This is a genomic window from Phycisphaerae bacterium (assembly GCA_019636475.1).
Classification (GTDB): domain Bacteria; phylum Planctomycetota; class Phycisphaerae; order UBA1845; family UTPLA1; genus JADJRI01.
Genome location: JAHBXN010000003.1, coordinates 25,884 through 43,410, shown reverse-complemented (window position 1 = coordinate 43,410; position 17,527 = coordinate 25,884). Strand labels below are relative to the sequence as shown.

Here is a 17,527-nt window from a genome sequence, read left to right as displayed (position 1 = left end):
CCTGCCGTCACTTCATTCTGAGCCGCCCATGAATCCCGCCCTTGGATAGGTGGACTTCCCGTTCACGAATGTTCACGACAGTGAATCCGTCGATTTCATCGCCCTCATGTACCAGCCGACCGGAAATGTAGGCCGAGCGGTTCTGCCCGGTCATCGTGGACTGCAACTCAAGACCGTCGATCTCCGCGTCAAACTTCCGAACGGTCTGTCGACGCGCGTCTTGATACAGACTGAACTGCTTTCGAATCGAATCGAGAATGCCCGGCCCCGATTCTACCGCTGGATTGGCTGATCCGTCCGCTTGGACCGTCGATTGGGAATCCTGCGGAAATCGACTCCACGACGGCGTAACAAAGGGGTCCCGGACGATCTCGCGGGACATGCCATCGACGGCGATCTTCTTCGAACTCGTTCGTTTCGGACGCACGACGGTGTAATTTCCTGCGCCGCTTGACGAGTTCGGACCGACGGCCGCAGAAGCGCCGCCGATCGACACCGTCGTAGGCCGCACGGTCGGTGTCGACACGCCACTGACAGACGTTGATGCCGGAGGAATCAGCGCCTCGGCCTCCGCCGGAGATTCGTCTGCAACGAATGCTCGCACGATGACGGCCAGCAGCACCGCAAGCAGTACGGAGAGGATGACCGACTTCTTCTTGTCGGCGGCCAGTTGAGCTTTCAATGTCGCAAACGACATATCCAAGGTGAATCCTCACGCAGGTCGCCGATAGTAGGCCTGTAGCACCAGCTCTACATGGAGAGTCTCGGCATTCTTGTCGTCACAGGTCATCTGCAGCCGGTCCACATGAATCAGGCGATTTAGCCTTTCCATCTCCGCGAGCAGCTCGAAGACCTGCTTGAATTCCGCATCGAACTTCAACTCGACCGGCTGAACGGCGATTTGCCCGATAAGATTCAGCGATTCCGGCAGCTTTGTCGCGTCAATCTCCCTCGCAAGTTGCGGCTGGACGTCGTACTTCGTGATGCCGCCCGCTGACAGGCAGCGAGACAGGCCGTTCAGAAACTCACTGAATCGCGGCTCCGCGGGAACCTGCTCCCACAGTGTCAAATCCCTGCCCCGCACGCGCAGAATTTCCGCATAAAGACTCGACATGTCGGCCACAACAGCCTGAATCTGCTTCGTTTCATTCAACTCCGCGCCAATCGCTTCGCGGCGTTTCTCCAGTTCACGCAGGCCGGGAACCATCATGAGCGACCCGAACGCGCCGGAGACGACCACGATGATCGCAATGAATGTTGCGTTGAGTTTCCTTGCATTCATGGCCGCGACCTCTCGTGCGGGATGATCTCGCACAGCAATGCGAATTTACGAACCGCTCGGCCGGACCACACGCCGGATTCGACCACCTCGGTATAGACATCGGCGAAGAGTCCGCTTCGTTCGAGGGCCGACGCAAATTCGATGACGTCCGCCGGCCCCAGTGCAATACCCTCCAGCCGCAGGATGTCAAAGCGGTCGGTTCGCTGGCCATTCAACTGTTCCTGACTCGGCACACTGGAAGACACCGGATTCCTGGCCGGATCGCGATGCCCGCCGGAGAGGACGAGATAAGGTGCCAGGTACGTCGCATCCATCGTGACCCGTGTTAGTTTCACATTCTCCGGAATATTCCGAGACAAGTCCGCCAGAACGATGACCAAGCTGGCGCGATCGCCCAACTGGCCGATCATCTGCTCGTGTGTCACGATGCCCGCCAGTTCGGACTGGAGTTGCAGCTTCTCTTCCGATAAATGCTTCAACTGGGATTGCTGGGACTCCACATCCGCAAGCATCGCCTCGGCCACGCTCAGTTGCCGATGATTCGCCACCAGCCAGATGCACATGACCGCGATCATCCCACCGACACATGCGGAACGTCGCCGAATCGTGCGCGCGACGGCGCGGCGGTCATGGTAGGAATTCGGGATGAAATCGCAGTCTATCAAGCTGAGTCACGCTTCCTGTCTTCTCGTTCCATTTCAAAACGGCGCGGCCGGACGACGATGCGTCGAGGCCGGACGCACGATTGCCTCTGGCAGTCGCACCTCGTGCTAGGTCGCCGCGCCGACCGGTTCGCTCATTCGCGCTCCGGTACGCACCCATGGCGAGTTTCGCAGCGCCAACCCGCAGGCCGTCGCCCACGCAGGCTGCGTCGTTCGTCGATCTCGGCCGCTCAATCCCGCCAGACCGCCCATCCCGCGAAGCGGGTAGCCGATCGTGCAGGGAACGCTGACCGCCTCGCCAAGCACCTGCGAATGCTGCGGTTCGTGGGCGTCTCCACCCACCAGCGTCAGGGTCTCCGGTTTCTGGCCGCGAAACGTGACCGCGAAGTACCGAAGGCACAATTGAAGATCGCGGCCCAGTCGCTCCGAAAACGGCCGAACCGCGTCACTCACCGCGGCCTTGACCTCGTGCGGCACGGTCACGCCGGCGTCCGAACGGCGGCCGCTTTGTTCCCGCATGATTTTCAAGCGAAGTTCGGTTGCTTCCTGCGGAGTGATCGAAAGTGCCTTGGCGACGGCATCCGTCAGTTGCATGCCGCCGACTTCGATCTGTTTCAGGAAGGAAATCTCCGCGCCGCGCGTGATGATGACATTCGTCCCGCGATAGCCCAGATCAATGAAGACATTAATGGCATTGGCGTCTTCGGAGCGACGCAGAAATCGGATGAAGCTGCGCGCCACGGCGCACGGCGTCAGGTCGATTGCCACGGGGTTCAGCTTAAGCGATTCGAGCAATTCGAGTCGCGCGTTGACTACCTCTTCAAACGCCGCAAATACAATGACTTCTTCCTTCAGTTCGTTCCCGTGTCGAACTTCCCCGACCGGAAGATACCGAACCTGCGCGGGTGACCGGCTGAAGTCAAAACGCTCGCGGGCCTCGAATTCCACCGCCGCCGACAATTCATCCGGCGGCATTCGCGGAAGCCGGATATTCTTGAGTTGAAATTCGCCGTTGCCGAACGACGTCACGACATCGCGACCCTCGAACGGGTGGCGCCTCATCGCCTCGGCGATCGTCTCCCGCACGACATCGTTGATGTCCGTTGACTCCGGAAGATCCCGGGGAAAGTCGCAGAAAGCCGACGCCACAACCGAAGGCTGACCCGCCTCGCTGCCGAATTGAATCATCCGGACACCGGACGCGCCGATGTCCAAACCGATCGGCCCCCGTTTGTGACGATTCCTGAATAACACCGCGGCCTCCCACAGCCGAATCGCGTCTTCGAAAACGGTTCAATCCCCGCCCTAGAGCCCCAGACCACCCAGGATCGATTCAATCAGTCCCTTGTCGTTCGCATCAGCGGTGTTGGTTTCGGTGGCGATTTCGCCGTCCGCGGACTCCTCGCGAACCAGCTTGCCGCTGCCATCATCCGCCAACGCATCCACCGAGGCAGTGATCTTGGTTGTCCGGCTCGCCTGGGGCACCACCTGGATGTCCACGGCACGCTCACCGATGGCCAGTCGGATCGTTGCGGCGTCGCTTCGCTTGAGAGTCCCCATCGAATCAAATTCAAGCATCTTGTCATCACCGAGATCGGTCGCCGCAATCGAAAGGCGTCGCATGATGCCCTTGGCCTGAGGGTTTTGTCCCAGCGCGACGACGTACGGCTTTTTATCAGCCGGGTTGGCGATCGGTGTGTCCGGAGCCGCCTTCTTGGCAAGCCAGTACTTGTCGGATTCCGGATCGACTTTCACAACCACCGGATCGAGCGGATTAGCGATCGAAAGACTTCGTGCATAGCTGACGTCACCATCAAGCTTCTCGGTGAACTGCTTGATACTCTCATTCTCGGTCGAATCCTCTCCCGTCACCGACGCCACGAAAATGATCGCCGCGATGGCCACCACGATCATCAACTCCATTAATGTAAATGCGACGCGCATTCTCATATCGGCATTCCCCCTTCCGTCCGAGCGTTGCCCGGCCGCCATATCGGGCACTACCGCGATGGTCTGCCCGCAAACGGACTCCGCGCGGCGTCGGGTCGCTCGCCTGCATCATTGAAGTCATCGGTGCCTGCGGCCCGCGTCTTGATCGGCTTCGTTTCCAGGTGCTTCAGGATACGGGCCAATAACTGATTGGTGGTCCGCTGTTCATCCACCATCTGCTTACGCTGCAACGCGGTGTCCGGAATCTGTCCCACGGCCTGCGGCAGCAATGACGGTCGGCTGTCCCATAATGCAACGGCGATCACCGCGAGCAACGCCACCACTGAGATTCGAAACAGGCGCGACGCGCGATCGTCCGAAATGGAAACGACTTTCCTCATAGGAGCGATTTCCTTGTCAATACTCGGTCCAGTTCAGAACTGTGGCCGGTTCACGTGTGCCGGCGGTTTCAAAATTATAAAAACGGCTGCGATCGGCATCCCAGATGAATTCAGCCATGCTGTTCTTCCCGTTCACGATGACCGAGCCGCCGACAACCGTGGCGCCGCGCACGCTGATCACGACGTTACCATTGTTCTTGTCTGTGATATTTCCGCCGCAAATCACTGCACCTGTAACGGAGACTCCATCACCGCTGCCTCTTGCTTCGATATTCCCCGTGCAGATAACCGCCGGAAAGTTGGGACGCGCAGTGACAACGATGCCCAGTTCGACCTCGAGATTCCCGCCCGATACGAGAATTGTGCCGTCGACCTGGGCTCCGTTTTGAAGTCGAAAATTGCCGTTGGGAGTCCGGATGATTCGACCGGGATTTGTCGCCGACATGTCAATCTGATTCAGCGCGAGGGCGTCCGATGCAGACATTCGATTGGACGTGTACTCATAAGCCGTATAGGTCTTGCCGCGAATCGTATAAGTGAAGTACGGCGAATTGGTCGACGCCGGCAATGTAACCGTCGGCTGCAAGGATTTCACCGACGTCGGCGGACCGCCTCCGGGCCACGTAGCGCTCAGGCTGGCCGAAACGTCGCCCGTGCAATTGCCCATGCCCGTGACCGAACCGTTACCATGCAGATTGCCCCTCACCGTCACCGCGGCAGGAATGCTCAATGCTGCGGAGCTGCTGAGCAAGGCGTAATTGAATTTCCACATGTTTGACTCGGGGAGTATCACGTCCGCCTGCACGCCTTTTTTCGAACGTAGTTCCCCTGCCGAATCGTTGGCGGCTCCGACAGAGAAGACCCGGTATCCCAGCGGATGCTTCGGATCCTTCGTGACCATGACATTGGTGAAGTCATTGCCGCCATCGATCGAGATGAGGTTTCCGCCGGCCCAGAATCCGTCGAAAGGCACGGACGATGGCGGATACAGCAGGTAATGCTTCGCAAGATCGAATCCCGACTCGGCGAGGTACTGCGCGCGCGACGCATAGTACCGATTCATCGCCGCGGGCATCGCGGTGTTGTTTGCGTGGATATAGGCGATCCCGAGGGAACTCACGACCGTCGCCAGTCCCAGCACGAAGATCAGGACATAGGCCCGGCGAGCGAGCGGCGACCGTGGTCGCCTCGATTCGGGAAGATTTGTTCGTTCGTTCGCGCTCATTTCGAATCGCCTCCTGCGGCGTGATTCGCCCTCGTGGCGTGTTACCGGCTGCGTTCGATCACTTGGTCGGCGTCTTGCTTCCGGCCGGTGTCAGTGTGCCGAGATACGAAAACCCGTCCCATGCCGTCTTCTTTTTTCGAAGCACCCTCGTCGAAGTGTCGCTCACCGGAACCGATGTCTCACGGAAGAACAGGTAGTCGCCCGAGGCCTTCGGAGAGGCGGCATGATGGAAGGTCAGTGACTCTCCATTGACCGACATCGTCAGACGCATCTGCACCATGCGAACTTCAACGCTGTCTGGATGGCCGTCAAACTGGAGCGAATCAACGCCTTTGGCCAGCGCCACGGTCTTTCGCTGCGTGACATTCATGACGGTCGCGACATCCGAAGGTGTGAAGAGCTGATTGAATGCCAATGCGCCCAGTCCCGTCACCTCGGAATTGTCGAAGTAGTCAAACAGGACGGCGTGGTTGGATGAATCGAAGTAAATTCGACCCATTTCTTCAATATCGACCGTGTCATTGCCGTTCGAATCCCGCAGCCAGAGTGACATGCTGTCGCCGTTGAGATAGCCGATCGCGCGGGCCTGCCGAATCGTCCTCCCGATCATGCTCAGAGCATAATGCCCCTCCGATCGCTGGGTGCGGTAGTCGCGGGTCTGCGTGGCCGACGAACTGATGGCATAAATCATGGTCGCGCCGGCGGTCGCCGTCAGCGCCGTGACAGATGCCGCAAGCATCATTTCGATCAGCGTAAATGCTCGTTTCATCGCAATTTTTGTGATTTTTTGAGGCATTCAGTCATCCCTCGTGACGACGCGATCGAGCGTGACCTGTAACGCGGACTTGTAATACACCTTCACACGGACATGCATGATGCTGTCCGTGTCACCGGGCTGCTGGTCAGGATACGACACATAATCGACCGACACCTGTCGCCAGAAGCCCTGGACGTCCGGATCGTTGATCGCCCCGCCCTTGTAGTTGCGGAGGACCTGATCGCTTTCCGAATATCCGCTGAAATCGTCGATGCTGTCATACGCAAGTCGTACCGTCTCGCCCGAGTCCGGACCGGGCGTTGGCGCGCTCTGACCGGGCGCGAAGAACGGGCGTGCGAGGATCTCCTCCATCATGGATTCAGCCAGTTCCACGGCCCGTTCGAGCTTTTGGGCTTCCTTGGCGCTTTGCGTTCCTGCGGAGAAGGGAAGCGTCGCGGTTGTCGCGATGATCGCGAGAATGGTCGACGCAAGCAGCGCTTCCGCGAAGGTGAATGCGCGGCGGCGTTTTAATCCGGCGAACGTTGTGTTCCGAATGTGTTGATTCTTCGTCGTGGTCATCCGCAATCCTCTCGTCGTTTCGCGGTAATGCAACCATACGATTCGATGCGGACCGGTGGCACGATTGAGGCCCGAAAATGACCGTGCCGATAATTCAGAAGACCGGGGCGATCGAATCTTCGACCGCCCCGGCCTTCCTCAGGTCAAGCAGATTGTCGTTCGGCCCAGCGACGATACGAATTACAGATTCGAGTGAGCGACGGTGTCAAAGGCCTGGAAGGTGCCCGTCGCGGCGTTGTAATACCAGGCCGTGGTCGAAGCCGGCGTGCCGGTATTGACGACGTTGTTCGTATTTGTAAAGGGGTTGTTGGGAATTCGCTGGAGATACGGCCCGAGCGTCGGCGTGCCCGTGGTCGTATGATCGGCATTCGTCTTCGACGTCATGACCGTGTCGAAGTTCGCCTCAGGAGGATAATTCCCGTTGTGCTGCAAGCGATACAATTCAATCTGCCCGCGAATCGTCGCGAGATTGGTCGCGAGCGAGCTTTCGCGCGCTTCAGTGCTCGCATCGCTGAACTGCGGAATCACGACGGCTGCGAGGATTCCAAGGATGATCACGACGATCAACAGTTCGACCAGGGTAAACGCCTTCTTTCTCATTTCATGTCCCCCGTGTGGCTGTGGCGCCTGCAGCGCCTGACGACAATCTTTCAGAAAACCCATGCCAGTTCGCGTCTTCCGACAGCGCCTGACGTGCATTCGTTACTGTCGCTATCGGGTGCGCATGCGTGTCTCTTTAAGACAAGTCTCGCGACAATGTGTATGCTTGCTCAGTGTTTCGCATTCGCCAATAATCGGCCCAGGTTTGAGACAGGAGTCGCGAGATTATTCGGAACATGCCAATTCCCAAACATGCCAGCTTTGAATTATCACACGTGAAATAGCGGCCTGAAGGTTCAAATTCGCGCGATCATCCGCTGCATTTGCGGCATGTTCGCGCACCCGGCACGTTGATTCGGCTTACGCCTCCGCACGACGCGCGCTGAAACCGAGCGTCCGATCCGCCCGATAAGCGTGCAATCGTTTTACCAACCGCCATCCCGCTTCCGAGCTGACCGATATCGTCTTCGATGAATCCGCCGACTTCACGCCATGCAGGCCGCGCGTCCGCCATCGTGTTTATCATTGTCTTTTTGGGCCTGATGATCGCAGGTCGAAGCCGAATGATGCGCGATCCGGGAACGCTCTGGCACACCGTCGCGGGCGAGCGCATGCTGACCGAGCATCGGGTGATCCGCGAAGACCCGTTCAGCTTCACGCAAGGCGGCAATGAATGGATCGCGCAGCAATGGCTCGCTGAAGTGATCATGGCACTGGTGCATGGGGCCGCCGGTCTCGACGGACTGCTCGCGCTCGCGTGCGTCCTCATTGCCGTGATATTCGGCATCCTGGCGGGACGGGCCGAACGCATCGGCCTGTCCTGGCCGATTTCGGTCGTGTTCCTGATGATCATCGCGGCCGCCGGCAGCTACCACTTCATGCCGCGTCCGCATCTTGTCACTCTGCTGGCGATGACCTCGGGCACCATGCTCCTGTGCAACGTGGAGGCCGGCCGCGTCAGTCCGAGGTGGCTGCTAACGATTCCGCCGGTCCTGGCTCTCTGGAGCAATCTTCATGGCGGCGCACTGGGAGGCGTCGCGTCGTTGCTGGTCATCGGATCGCTTTATGTGTTTCGCATGCAGTTCCATCGATGCAATCGCATTGTTCACACCCCGACGCATGATTCCGGGGAGAATGCTGACCGTTCGCTCTTCCCCTACTTCGCACTGGCGGTCGGCGGCGCAATTCCCGCGGTGCTGCTGAATCCCTACGGCGTGTCACTGCCGCGCGTCTGGATCAGCCTGATGGATTCCGACGTCCTGCCTCGCGTCATCATCGAACACGCTCGAACCCGGCTGATCAGCGTCGAAGGAATGTTCATCCTGGCAATCGGCGGCGCTTACGCCACGATCCTTTTCCACGTGCTTCGGAGTCATGGCGTCCACATGCTCCGCGTGACCTGGCTGCTGCCGGCCGTGTGGTTCATGCTTGCGCTGTCGCGCGTCCGTCATGCCCCGATTTTCGCAATGGTTGCGGCGGTCGTCATCCTCGACATGCTGCCGCTCACCGGGTTCGTCCGTCCGGTGCCGCGGAGTGCAGCAAGCGAGGCACCTACCGGCGTGGCACGTTACGCGCGATGGGCGGCGGTCGGAATCGTCATCCTTGCGTTTACGTTCGAGTCGGCGGGGGTGCGGGCGCCAGTGATAGGGGCCGGATGGAGCCGGCTTGATCCCAATTACTGGCCTGTCGACGCCACCGCCGTCTTGCAGCGTCACATCGCCGGCACCGGACATTCCGACAGCATCAGGGTGTTTAATGATATGCGATTCGCGGGCTACCTGATTTATCGTGAGCCTCGGGCGCGCGTGTTCATTGACGATCGATGCGAGCTTTATCGCGACATCGGACTCCTGCGATACGTTGAGCTTCAGAAACACCCTCAACAGATCGAGGGTGAGGCGATCTACCGCGATATCGATTATGCCATGGTCCGCAGTCAATCACCCCAGCACGCCTACCTCGCCGGTTCAGGCCGGTGGGAGCTGTTGCATCAGGATCGCACCGCCGCGCTGTTCAGACGCGTGGAAAGCCTTGCCTCGATCCGTTGACTGCTCCATTCGAACCCGGTGCCGCCGTCGCTCCTTCATCGATTGCCGGATTGCCCGGGCCAACTTGTCGCGTTAAGCTGCCGCCCGCCTTTGATGAGGAACCGGTTTGACCGCATCTGTCAAGAAATGGGCGTTGAGGGTTCTGAAGCTCGCCGTCTGCGCCGCCGCCCTGGTCTATCTCAGCACCAAAGTCACGCTGGATGACTACGTCCGTCTGCCGGGCGACCCCGGTGTTCTGCATCGCCTGATCGCGGAGACCGGGGACTCGATTCGATATCAGAATGCTGTAACTGGCGCGGAGCACACGCTGCCCTATCATCAACCGGCGATCGGCGAGCCGATCTCCGAGAATGAGCCGCGCATTGTTCGCGGCCTGAAGTCGGTCATCCGGCGCACGGACTGGAAGTGGTCGGCCTGGGCGCTCGTGCTGATGGCGCCTGTCACCTTCATTCTCGGCTGGCGATTGCGTCTGTTGCTTGCGACGCAGGAGATCGCCTTGAGCCTGCGCGACGCCCTGCTGCTGACGTTTGCCGGTAATTTCTTCAACTTCGCGATGCCCGGATCAACCGGAGGTGATCTTTACAAGGCGTATCACATCGCGAAGCGAACGCCGAAGCGCGTGCAGGGTGTCACGATCGTGATACTCGATCGTGTCGTGGGTCTCGTGAGCTTTCTGCTGATTGCGGCAGTGGTACTCATGTTTGCGGGGAGCACCGGCCGAATCGGCGCTTATGGCCAGATCGTCGGCTATCTCACCGTAGGCATCATCGCGGCCGGATTGATGTTCTTTTCCCGGCGAGTCCGAACCCTGCTACGATATGACCACTGGCTGAGCAAGCTACCCTTCGCGGAGAAGATCCGCCACATCGACGAGACGACCTTCGCGTTCAGATACCATAAGGCTCAGGCGGCCATGGCGCTTTTCGTGACATTCGTCAGCCACATCTGCATCGTGACCTACATTTACTTTCTCTCGCGCGGATTCGGAATCACGGCGTCCGGCGATCGAACCCAGATCGATCTCTACTTCGCCGTCCTTATGGCGTCGGTCGTGGGATTCCTGTTCGCGGCGATTCCGATCAGTTTTCAGGGCTTCGGGTTGATGGAGGCGGTATTCATCCGGGTCCTGGTCCAGGGACAGTGGTGCGACTATTCGACGATGCTCGCGCTGACGCTGTCGGCGCGGCTGGTACAGGTTGTCTGGTCGCTTCCCGGCATCCTGGCGCCGTGGATGGGACTTGAGCGACCGCCCGAAGACGCAACGGAAGAATCGATAGAAAACGCCACGCGATGAAATTTGTGAAAACAGCACTCCGCGTCAGAATCCCATTGACTTTATTTCCGGCATGGGCCGATCCAGCATATTTGAGAGTGTCCTGGATCTGACATCCTCGGGAGCTGACCAGACGAGAAAAAACATCGCTTCACGCGCCAGGCGCTGTGTGTCGCGCTGACGAATGAATCCCGAACCCTTTCCCATTGTGACCGCCGTGATGGCCAGCCGCATAAGCAAGTCGTTCACAGCGATGCGCAAGGCCGTTTTCGGCACGTCGGCGGACTCATCGGCCAGACGGTCGACGTGCGAAAAAACACGTTCGCGCAAAGCGTCGTACCGAGCCACGGCATCGTCAACCAATTCGCGCAGCGCGCCGCCCTCGCCCGCGGTGTGACGCTCAATATCCCGAACGAGCGCTTTCGCCAGCCCCATGCCCACGACTGAGACGACCATCGATTTGACGGGTGAACCGCGGCGCAAGGCGTTGTCACACGGCCTTCTGAGCACATGCTCTTTCTTAATGCGCACCTGTCGGCAATGAACCTCCGATGTATGCGAACTCTGGAGCGCCGCCAGGCGCATCGGCGGATCGATCTGGACTCCGACGGTATCGGTCGGCACCCAGACCAGCACCTGTGATCCATCCGGCACAACGGCACCGGTCACGATCAGGTCGCAATGATCCGCGGCGGTGACCCACGGCATGTAGCCGGTCAGCACAAAGCCGTCGCCGTCCGGCTGGGCCGTCAGCGCCGGCTTGCCGCCCTGCCGACTCGTCGTGAGATGACTGATTCCGATGGAGGCGAACCGCTTGCCCATCGCCAGGCTCGGCAGCAGATCCGCCTTTGCGGCGTCGTTTTCCGACTCGGCGATGAATTCGGCCGCGCCATCGCGTTGGGTGAGGATCAGAGCGCATGAGAGGCAACCGGCCGCAACCGCTTCATAAGCTTGCATTTGCGACGAGATGGGCAGGCCGATCCCGCCGAATTTCGTCGGAATAATCCACGTCCATGCTCCGGCCGCGCCGAGGCACTCCAGCGATTCAGCCGGCCAGTCGGAGGTCATGTCAAAATGGGTCGCGAGGCGGGCCAATCTGGCAGTCAATTGATCGAGCGCGGAGTTCATGCAGAAACATTGTATGGATTGCTGGCAATGACGACAGGAAATTCTCGTTTTCACGGCTTTGGGGTGTTCCGGTGGTTTGCGGCATGTTGGGGAGTCTTGCTGGACGGACTTCAGACGCTGCTGAAGCGTATGCTTCTGTAGCGTATGCGGGCCGAGGGTTGCGCGCTCGCCGCACGCGAAGAGCTCAGGGTCGCTCGCTTGAAGCGGGGCAAGCGGTCGCCCTTGACACCCTGATGGGTGGGTAGCTAGACTTCGCCTTCTTGCGGCGGCCCGATTGCGCCGCAAATACAGTGGGCGTTGCGTACACCCGCTGTTTTTTTATCTCGGACTTCGTACCTTTTTTCACAAAGTCCAGATGGATGAGCCTGAAAAGCCCGACGGCCCGAAGAATGACTCGAAGTTCTTTGCAATTGGGATGCGCTTCAGTGCAATCGGCTTCGAGTTCGCGGGCGCGGTTCTCATCCTTGGATATCTGGGCATCAAGGTGGACGAGCGATATGGCTCCGACCCGTGGGGCACGTTCGGCGGACTGATCATCGGAATGGCCATTGGCTTGTTCACGATGATCAAGCAACTGGAAAAGTTGAACCGGTAGAAGCGAGTTGAAACTTTCATTGACCTGCGTGACTTGCCTGATTCTCGCCGTCGCCACGGCTGCCGCGATCGGTTACGCGCCGACAGCGGCCCGATGGGGCGCAGAGGGTGTGGCGAGCATGGTGGCCGTCGGCTCGATCTGTCTTGTCACGGCGCTGGTGGCGTTTGCTCCGATTGTGATCGTGGCGCCGCGCTGGCCGGATCAGATCGGTTCCGCGGCGCTCGCGGGCACGGTGCTGCGTCTGATATTGGCAATTGCCGGAATGATTGGATACCAGATACTTGCCCGCCCGCATTTTGAGTCGTTTCTGTTCTGGGCGGTGATTTTCTACCTCATTGTGCTTGCGATCGACACGACATTCGGGGTGGTCGCCATTCAGAAGTACTATCGGACGCCGCCGCCGCGCAAAGAGGGCCCCGCTTCGTGAAAATTCTAACACTCGCCTCGGGCGACCCGCTGAGTCACGTTCTGCCGCATCCGATCAGCCATGAGCCGCTGATGCACTGGAACTTTGATTTTACGGCGCCGCTCAATCTCTTCACAATCAAGCCGCACGATACGTATTTCACAAATCACCTACTGATGTCATTGGTCGCGGCGGTGATTGTCCTGATCGGCTTCACGCTGCTGGGTCGTCGATATGCCGCGATGTCAGCCGCCGGAGTTGAACGCAACATACCATCGGGTTTTACGAACCTGATCGAAGCGATGATGCAGTTCATTCGCGTCGATGTGGTTCGCCCGGTGCTGGGTGACAAGACCGATCGTTTCATGCCGTTTTTGTGGACGGTTTTCTTCTATATTCTGACATGCAATCTGCTCGGCATGATTCCACTGGCCGAGATCATCGGTGCAGCGACGGGCGGACGACTCGAGCACATCGGCGGAACTGCCACCGGCAACATCATGATTACCGCCGGACTGGCCTTCTGCGCTTTCGTAATGATTCACCTGTCAGGTGCCATGCAGGTGTATCGCGATCTGGTCGCCGGCACCTATGGCCACCATCATGAACATGATGAAGACCATGCACTGCATGGCGAAGGCCACGAATTCGGTCTCGCGCACGATCCTTCCCATCATGGACATCATTCGGTTGACAAGTGGATGGCACCGCCCGCCGCGGCGATACTTGCACCGATTCTCTATGTCTGGAATTTCGCCCCTCACGTGTTCAAACCGGAGAAGATCGACAGTCCGATGGCGATTCTGCTCCTGATCGCGGACGTAATCATGTGGGCGGTGCTGCTCGTTCTTGAATCGATCGGAGCGATCATCAAGCCGTTCGCGCTTGCCGTGCGATTGTTCGCGAACATGGTTGCGGGGCACGTGGTGCTCGCGTCGATTCTCGCGCTGATTACCGGCCTCGGCACTTTCATGATGGAGTCAACTGTCGGGCCAATGATCGCGGTTGGCTGTGCGGCGCTGAGTTGTCTGGAATTGTTTGTCGCCTTTCTACAGGCGTACATCTTTACGTTTCTGACGTCGCTGTTCATCGGGGCGTCGGTTTCGCCGGAGCATTGATTTCGCTGGCATCGAATCGCTGCAATGGAGGCCGAGCCTCTTGCAGCCGAACACTGACGGCGGTTGGGGTAGTCGGCGCCCCGGCCATACTTTGAACAAACGCCGACGAACGATTTATTCATCCCCCGCGGCGGGGGAAATCGCCGCAGAGAGACAAGGAGTCGACTCATGTTGGAAATGCTTGCAGAAGGCACCATGTTGTTCGGTGACAAGGGTCTTGTGGCTCTTGGCGCCGGCCTTGGCGCGGGCCTCGTTACGATGGGCGCCGCCAAGGGTATCGGTCACCTCGCCGGCGAGGCGATGGGAGGCATCGCTCGCCAGCCCGAAGCCGGCGGCCGAATCTTCACGTCGCTGATTATCGCGGCCGCGCTGATCGAAGGTTTCACATTCTTCGCGCTGGTCGTCTGCAACGGCGTCGGTGGTTCGCTGTCGAAGATGGTTGGCGGCTGATATTGCTCATTGATCGACATCGCGCCGGGCCGCGGTTCGGCGCGATGTCGAGTTCTCATTCATTACGGAATCCGACGGATCGGTTCACATTTCGAATCGAGAGTTTGAAAATGAAGCACACGCTCCTCACAGTTCTTGTATTCTCGGCGCTGCTGTCGTTCGCAGCCCAAACGCAGGCTTCCGCGCCGAGCGCCGCGTCGGAAGCCGGTCACGGCGAGCACAAGGCTGAACTCCTGCACTGGGACATCGGTTCGGCACTGTGGTCGATCGCCGTGTTTGTCATCCTGCTCGTGATCCTCCGGGTCGCAGCGTGGAAGCCGATCCTGGCGGGACTGAATCAGCGAGAGAATTTCATCCGGGACTCGCTCTCCCAGGCCAAACATGAACGCGAAGCCGCCGAACGGATGATGGCCGAATACAAGGCCAAGATTGAAGAGTCCCATCAGGAGGCCACAGCGATCGTCGAAGAAGGCCGACGCGACGCCGAGGAACTTCGAAAACGGATTCAAGGCGAAGCGAAATCCGAGGCTGAAGCGATCGTCGCCCGCGCCAAGAAGGATATCGAGCTGGCCCGTGACGAAGCGATCAAAAGTATGCATGATCAGAGCGTGATGCTGGCGACCGCCGTGGCCGGCAAACTGATCAAGCGCGAACTGAGCGCGGCCGATCATCAGGCGCTACTCAACGAATCGCTCGCCGAGTTGAGCAAGATGAACTGACGCATTTTCAGGAAACTGAAGCAGAGCACTCATGGCAACGGAACTCGACACATTTATCGCGGCGGCTCAGATCTATGCCGAGAGCCTTCTGTCGCTCGCCAAAAGCGAGGGCAAGGAGGACGAAATCGGCCGCGAGCTTGCGGACCTGAAAGAGCTATGGCACCGAGAGCCGGCCTTCGCATCGTTGATGCGCTCGGCGGCGGTCGATGAGGATTCACGGCACACCGCGATTCAGAAGGCGTTCGGCAATGGGCGGGTCAGTTCGCTGGTGCTGAATCTGCTTCTCGTGCTCAACAAGAATCGCCGCGCCATGATCCTTCCGTGGGTCTGCGAGTCCTATCGCCGAAAGCTGGACCGGCTGCACGGCCGCGAAGACGTCTTCGTGACAACGGCCACCCCGCTTTCCGAATCACAGCGTGAGAGCATTCGAGCCCAGATTAAACGGCTCGCCAATCGCGATGCGATCCTCATTGAAAAGGTCGATCCCGATGTGCTCGGTGGCGTGACCATCCAAGTCGGTGACCGCCTTTATGACATGACCATCCGAAGCCGCTTGAATGCACTTCGGGCACACCTTCTCGCTTCCTCAGACAAACACCTGCGTGCGGGCACGGCGCGCTTCGTGACACAAGGGTAATCGAATGAAGATTCAGGTTGACGAAATTACGTCCGTTATCAAACAGGAAATCGCGCAGTTTTCCGACCAGTTGCAGGCTGCGGAAGTCGGCCGCGTGATAGGCGTCGGCGACGGCGTCACACAGATCTACGGTCTGTCCAATGCGATGGCCGGCGAAATGGTCGAGTATCAGAACGGCGCGATCGGACAGGTGATGAACCTCGAGGAGAACAGCGTCGGCGCGGTCGTCCTGGGCGACTACCTCGGCGTGAAAGAGGGCGACGTGGTCAAGGCGACCGGCCGCCTGCTCAGTGTGCCAGTGGGTGAGGCTCTGATCGGTCGCGTCGTGGATCCGCTTGGCCGCCCGCTCGATGGCAAGGGTCCGATCAAGTCAAGCCAGAACTGGCCTCTTGAGTACAAGGCTCCCGGCATCGCCGAACGACAGCCCGTCAAGGAGCCGCTCCAGACCGGCATCAAGGCGATCGACTCGATGATCCCCATCGGCCGCGGTCAGCGCGAGTTGATCATCGGCGACCGCAAGACCGGCAAGACGGCGATTGCGATCGACACGATCATCAATCAGAAAGGCTCCGGCGTCATTTGCGTCTACGTCGCGATCGGCCTGAAGGAATCGACCGTCGCGACAGTCGTCGAGCGTTTGCGGGAAGTTGGCGCGATGGACTACACGATCGTCGTCTCCGCTGCCAGCAGCGACCCCGCGCCGCTCCAGTACATCGCGCCCTACTCCGGCTGCGCGATGGCCGAGTATTTCATGTATACGCAGGGCAAGGCCACGCTCTGCATTTACGACGACCTGTCAAAACAGGCCCAGGCTTATCGCCAGCTTTCGCTGCTCCTGCGACGCCCGCCGGGCCGCGAAGCATATCCGGGCGACGTGTTCTACTTACACTCCCGCCTGCTGGAGCGCTCCTGCAAACTGGCCGAGCGATATGCCGTCGTCCCGCAAGGCCAGCCCTACAAGGCCGGGGGGGTGAATGGCAAGACGTATGTCGGCGTACCCGGCAAGCATGAGGCCGAACACGACGCCAAAAACATGCCCGGACATGTGGTGGTGACTGATCCCACCTCCGGTGGCTCCCTCACGGCGCTTCCAGTCATTGAAACCCTTGAAGGCGAGGTTTCCGCCTACATCCCGACCAACGTGATCTCAATTACCGACGGCCAGATCTACCTGGAGCCAGATCTGTTCTTCGCGGGCGTCCGCCCCGCGATCAACGTCGGCATTTCCGTCAGCCGCGTCGGTGGCAATGCCCAAATTAAGGCGATGAAGAAGATCGCCGGATCGCTGCGACTCGACCTCGCTTCGTATCGTGAGCTCGAAGCATTCGCCCAGCTCGGTACGGATCTCGATGCGGCCACTCAGCGCCAGCTCGATCGTGGCGCACGAATGGTCGAACTGCTCAAACAGGGCCAGTATCGCCCTTACAACGTCATCGATCAGGTGATCAGCATTTTCGCGGGTTCGAAGGGATTCCTGGACGAATTGCCGATCTCCGATGTCGGACGGTTCGAGGCCGGTCTCCTCAAGTATTTTCGCGATGAGATTCCTGAAGTCTGGAAGGAGCTTGAGGCGAAGAAGGAGCTGGATTCCGGCATCGAAGCGAAGCTGGTTGATGGCATCAAGACCTACCGGACCAAGTTCCAGACCGAGAAGAAGTGATCGGCGGCGTTTTCTCGCGGTGATTTACCACCGGCAGTCGGCCGGATGCAGATAGCGG

The 17,527-nt window shown here is 59.3% G+C and carries 20 protein-coding genes; 9 read left to right on the top strand and 11 right to left on the bottom strand.

Annotation, left to right across the window (positions count from 1 at the left end; genetic code table 11):
* Positions 1-7: 7 nt before the first annotated feature.
* The 10 genes from KF841_05825 to KF841_05780 form a co-directional block, all read right to left on the bottom strand.
* Positions 8-697, bottom strand: a complete 690-nt coding sequence (locus KF841_05825; protein MBX3394866.1) for a hypothetical protein — start codon at positions 695-697, stop codon at positions 8-10.
* Positions 698-712: 15 nt separating this feature from the next.
* Positions 713-1,282, bottom strand: a complete 570-nt coding sequence (locus KF841_05820) for a hypothetical protein (GenBank protein ID MBX3394865.1) — start codon at positions 1,280-1,282, stop codon at positions 713-715.
* Complete coding sequence (locus KF841_05815) at positions 1,279-1,845, bottom strand: PilN domain-containing protein (protein MBX3394864.1); 567 nt, start codon at positions 1,843-1,845, stop codon at positions 1,279-1,281. Before KF841_05815 ends, KF841_05820 begins: the two co-directional genes overlap by 4 nt.
* Positions 1,846-2,052: 207 nt before the next feature.
* Positions 2,053-3,198: a pilus assembly protein PilM gene (gene pilM / locus KF841_05810; GenBank protein ID MBX3394863.1), complete on the bottom strand. Its 1,146-nt coding sequence runs from the start codon at positions 3,196-3,198 to the stop codon at positions 2,053-2,055.
* Positions 3,199-3,249: 51 nt separating this feature from the next.
* Positions 3,250-3,894 carry a prepilin-type N-terminal cleavage/methylation domain-containing protein gene (locus KF841_05805; GenBank protein ID MBX3394862.1) on the bottom strand — a complete coding sequence of 215 codons (645 nt, stop codon included), beginning with the start codon at positions 3,892-3,894 and terminating at the stop codon, positions 3,250-3,252.
* Positions 3,895-3,944: 50 nt separating this feature from the next.
* Positions 3,945-4,274 carry a hypothetical protein gene (locus KF841_05800; GenBank protein ID MBX3394861.1) on the bottom strand — a complete coding sequence of 110 codons (330 nt, stop codon included), beginning with the start codon at positions 4,272-4,274 and terminating at the stop codon, positions 3,945-3,947.
* 16 nt (positions 4,275-4,290) lie between these two features.
* Positions 4,291-5,499 (bottom strand): hypothetical protein, encoded by a 1,209-nt coding sequence (locus KF841_05795; protein MBX3394860.1) that lies wholly within the window; start codon positions 5,497-5,499, stop codon positions 4,291-4,293.
* Between the two features lie 58 nt (positions 5,500-5,557).
* Positions 5,558-6,295, bottom strand: a complete 738-nt coding sequence (locus KF841_05790; protein MBX3394859.1) for a prepilin-type N-terminal cleavage/methylation domain-containing protein — start codon at positions 6,293-6,295, stop codon at positions 5,558-5,560.
* Positions 6,296-6,835 (bottom strand): type II secretion system protein, encoded by a 540-nt coding sequence (locus KF841_05785; protein MBX3394858.1) that lies wholly within the window; start codon positions 6,833-6,835, stop codon positions 6,296-6,298.
* Positions 6,836-7,015: 180 nt separating this feature from the next.
* Positions 7,016-7,435, bottom strand: coding sequence for a type II secretion system protein (locus KF841_05780; protein MBX3394857.1), 420 nt, complete (start codon positions 7,433-7,435; stop codon positions 7,016-7,018).
* A 470-nt stretch (positions 7,436-7,905) separates the two neighbouring features.
* On the opposite strand from KF841_05780, the gene KF841_05775 reads away from it, so the two are divergent.
* Both KF841_05775 and KF841_05770 read left to right on the top strand, forming a co-directional pair.
* Positions 7,906-9,483, top strand: a complete 1,578-nt coding sequence (locus KF841_05775) for a hypothetical protein (protein ID MBX3394856.1) — start codon at positions 7,906-7,908, stop codon at positions 9,481-9,483.
* Positions 9,484-9,589: 106 nt separating this feature from the next.
* Positions 9,590-10,777, top strand: coding sequence for a flippase-like domain-containing protein (locus tag KF841_05770; protein ID MBX3394855.1), 1,188 nt, complete (start codon positions 9,590-9,592; stop codon positions 10,775-10,777).
* Between the two features lie 24 nt (positions 10,778-10,801).
* On the opposite strand, the gene KF841_05765 is transcribed toward KF841_05770, so the two are convergent.
* Positions 10,802-11,884 (bottom strand): acyl-CoA/acyl-ACP dehydrogenase, encoded by a 1,083-nt coding sequence (locus KF841_05765; protein ID MBX3394854.1) that lies wholly within the window; start codon positions 11,882-11,884, stop codon positions 10,802-10,804.
* Positions 11,885-12,239: 355 nt separating this feature from the next.
* On the opposite strand from KF841_05765, the gene KF841_05760 reads away from it, so the two are divergent.
* The 7 genes from KF841_05760 (at position 12,240) to atpA (ending at position 17,469) form a co-directional block, all read left to right on the top strand.
* Positions 12,240-12,479, top strand: coding sequence for an AtpZ/AtpI family protein (locus tag KF841_05760; GenBank protein ID MBX3394853.1), 240 nt, complete (start codon positions 12,240-12,242; stop codon positions 12,477-12,479).
* 7 nt (positions 12,480-12,486) lie between these two features.
* Positions 12,487-12,906, top strand: coding sequence for a hypothetical protein (locus tag KF841_05755; GenBank protein MBX3394852.1), 420 nt, complete (start codon positions 12,487-12,489; stop codon positions 12,904-12,906).
* Positions 12,903-14,003 carry a F0F1 ATP synthase subunit A gene (locus tag KF841_05750; GenBank protein ID MBX3394851.1) on the top strand — a complete coding sequence of 367 codons (1,101 nt, stop codon included), beginning with the start codon at positions 12,903-12,905 and terminating at the stop codon, positions 14,001-14,003. Before KF841_05755 ends, KF841_05750 begins: the two co-directional genes overlap by 4 nt.
* A gap of 177 nt (positions 14,004-14,180) precedes the next feature.
* On the top strand, positions 14,181-14,453 hold the full coding sequence (locus KF841_05745) for an ATP synthase F0 subunit C (GenBank protein MBX3394850.1): 273 nt from the start codon (positions 14,181-14,183) through the stop codon (positions 14,451-14,453).
* A gap of 110 nt (positions 14,454-14,563) precedes the next feature.
* Positions 14,564-15,172, top strand: a complete 609-nt coding sequence (gene atpF / locus KF841_05740; protein MBX3394849.1) for a F0F1 ATP synthase subunit B — start codon at positions 14,564-14,566, stop codon at positions 15,170-15,172.
* A gap of 31 nt (positions 15,173-15,203) precedes the next feature.
* Positions 15,204-15,809: an ATP synthase F1 subunit delta gene (gene atpH, locus KF841_05735; GenBank protein MBX3394848.1), complete on the top strand. Its 606-nt coding sequence runs from the start codon at positions 15,204-15,206 to the stop codon at positions 15,807-15,809.
* Between the two features lie 4 nt (positions 15,810-15,813).
* Entirely contained in the window at positions 15,814-17,469 is a 1,656-nt protein-coding gene (gene atpA, locus KF841_05730; GenBank protein MBX3394847.1) for a F0F1 ATP synthase subunit alpha, read from the top strand.
* Positions 17,470-17,527 lie beyond the last annotated feature (58 nt).

Excerpts from the sequence above, each read along its gene's own strand:
- KF841_05825 (MBX3394866.1), bottom strand. The coding sequence starts at position 697 with ATGTCGTTTGCGACATTGAAAGCTCAACTGGCCGCCGACAAGAAGAAG.
- KF841_05820 (MBX3394865.1), bottom strand. The coding sequence starts at position 1,282 with ATGAATGCAAGGAAACTCAACGCAACATTCATTGCGATCATCGTGGTC.
- KF841_05815 (MBX3394864.1), bottom strand. The coding sequence starts at position 1,845 with ATGTGCATCTGGCTGGTGGCGAATCATCGGCAACTGAGCGTGGCCGAG.
- KF841_05805 (MBX3394862.1), bottom strand. The coding sequence starts at position 3,894 with ATGAGAATGCGCGTCGCATTTACATTAATGGAGTTGATGATCGTGGTG.
- KF841_05800 (MBX3394861.1), bottom strand. The coding sequence starts at position 4,274 with ATGAGGAAAGTCGTTTCCATTTCGGACGATCGCGCGTCGCGCCTGTTT.
- KF841_05795 (MBX3394860.1), bottom strand. The coding sequence starts at position 5,499 with ATGAGCGCGAACGAACGAACAAATCTTCCCGAATCGAGGCGACCACGG.
- KF841_05790 (MBX3394859.1), bottom strand. The coding sequence starts at position 6,295 with ATGCCTCAAAAAATCACAAAAATTGCGATGAAACGAGCATTTACGCTG.
- KF841_05785 (MBX3394858.1), bottom strand. The coding sequence starts at position 6,835 with ATGACCACGACGAAGAATCAACACATTCGGAACACAACGTTCGCCGGA.
- KF841_05780 (MBX3394857.1), bottom strand. The coding sequence starts at position 7,435 with ATGAGAAAGAAGGCGTTTACCCTGGTCGAACTGTTGATCGTCGTGATC.
- KF841_05775 (MBX3394856.1), top strand. The coding sequence starts at position 7,906 with ATGAATCCGCCGACTTCACGCCATGCAGGCCGCGCGTCCGCCATCGTG.
- KF841_05765 (MBX3394854.1), bottom strand. The coding sequence starts at position 11,884 with ATGAACTCCGCGCTCGATCAATTGACTGCCAGATTGGCCCGCCTCGCG.
- KF841_05760 (MBX3394853.1), top strand. The coding sequence starts at position 12,240 with ATGGATGAGCCTGAAAAGCCCGACGGCCCGAAGAATGACTCGAAGTTC.
- KF841_05745 (MBX3394850.1), top strand. The coding sequence starts at position 14,181 with ATGCTTGCAGAAGGCACCATGTTGTTCGGTGACAAGGGTCTTGTGGCT.
- atpF (MBX3394849.1), top strand. The coding sequence starts at position 14,564 with ATGAAGCACACGCTCCTCACAGTTCTTGTATTCTCGGCGCTGCTGTCG.
- atpH (MBX3394848.1), top strand. The coding sequence starts at position 15,204 with ATGGCAACGGAACTCGACACATTTATCGCGGCGGCTCAGATCTATGCC.
- atpA (MBX3394847.1), top strand. The coding sequence starts at position 15,814 with ATGAAGATTCAGGTTGACGAAATTACGTCCGTTATCAAACAGGAAATC.